Annotated in this window: 1 protein-coding gene; it reads right to left on the reverse strand. The window is 72.1% G+C overall.

From position 1 onward, the window contains the following. Positions 1-423, reverse strand: a 423-nt coding sequence (locus G3I78_RS48455; RefSeq protein WP_203616544.1) for a DUF1254 domain-containing protein, incomplete at its 3' end; no start/stop codon positions are given. Between the last annotated feature and the right edge of the window lie 22 nt (positions 424-445).

The raw sequence follows: 445 nt of genomic DNA on the forward strand, positions 1-445 counted from the left end.
GACGAACCGGAACCACGCGTCGTCGACCGTGCCGGGACCGCACCCCGGCGGCACCTCGATGACGGTCGGGCCGTCACGCTCGACGTCGAGCACGACGATGGCGTACACGGTGTCGGTGTTGCCCGTGAGGAAGAGCGGATCGGAGTCGAGCAGCCTGTCGGTGATCGCGCCCTGGTGACACTCCGCCCCGGCGACCTCGGCCATCCCCCGCCGGATCGCCTCCAACGACGCGGCCGGAATGCAGCCGAGGAACGCCTCGACGCCCCGCACCAGGTCCAGGTGGTCGAAGGCCCGGGTCGCCGTCTCGGGCGTCGGGACGCCGTCGACGAACCGCAGCTCGCCGATGCTCGTCGCCACCCGGTCCGGGGTGGTGATCTGGGCCGGGACCGCGGTGTTGTACCCGGGCCGGACGTCGAGACCCATGCTGTCCTCCCCTGTGCCGACC

The sequence above is a fragment of the Streptomyces sp. SID13726 genome (assembly GCF_010548375.1).
In the GTDB taxonomy this organism is placed as follows: Bacteria; Actinomycetota; Actinomycetes; order Streptomycetales; family Streptomycetaceae; genus Streptomyces.